The 661-nt window shown below is 67.8% G+C and carries 1 protein-coding gene; it reads right to left on the reverse strand.

What is annotated here, in order from left to right:
• The coding region (locus AR3_RS29145) for a condensation domain-containing protein (protein WP_245637948.1) at positions 1-661 on the reverse strand (661 nt) is incomplete at both ends.

A 661-nucleotide genomic window follows, 5' to 3' on the forward strand; every position in this document is an offset into this window, starting at 1 on the left:
CAGGGGGATTTGTTCGGGGAGGTCGGTGAGGGTGGTGCGCCAGTGTTGGAGTTGGGTGTGGGCGAGGGTTCCGGGGGTGTTTTCGCCGGCGAGGAGTTGGCGTTGTTGCCAGAGGGTGTAGTCGGCGTATTGGACGGGCAGGGGCGGCCATTGGGGGGTTTGGCCGTCGAGTCGTGCCTGGTAGGCGGTGGCGAGGTCGCGGAGGAGGGGGCGTAGTGACCAGCCGTCGCCTGCGATGTGGTGGATGAGGAGTAGGACGGTGTTGTCGTGGGGTGCGGTTTGGAAGACGGTGACGCGGATGGGGATGTCGCGGGATAGGTCGAAGGGGTGCCGGGCGGCTTGGGTGAGGTGGTGGGTGAGGGTGTGTTCGTCGAGGTGGTGGTGTTCCCAGGGGACGGTGGTCTGGTGGGCGGGGAGGATGTGCTGGTAGGGCTCGCCGCGGTCGTCGGGGAAGACGGTGCGCAGGGCTTCGTGTCGGTGGACGACGTCGTGGACGGCGGCGTGTAGGGCGTCGTGGTTGAGGGGTCCGGTGATTTTGAGGACGAACGGGATGTTGTAGGTGGGGCTGGGGCCTTCGAGGCGGTGCAGGAACCACAGGCGGCGCTGCGCGAACGACAGCGGTATCCGCTCGGGACGCTCCTGCCGACGCAACCGCGGCCGC

This window comes from Actinomadura rubrobrunea NBRC 15275 (genome assembly GCF_001552235.1).
In the GTDB taxonomy this organism is placed as follows: Bacteria; Actinomycetota; Actinomycetes; order Streptosporangiales; family Streptosporangiaceae; genus Spirillospora; species Spirillospora viridilutea.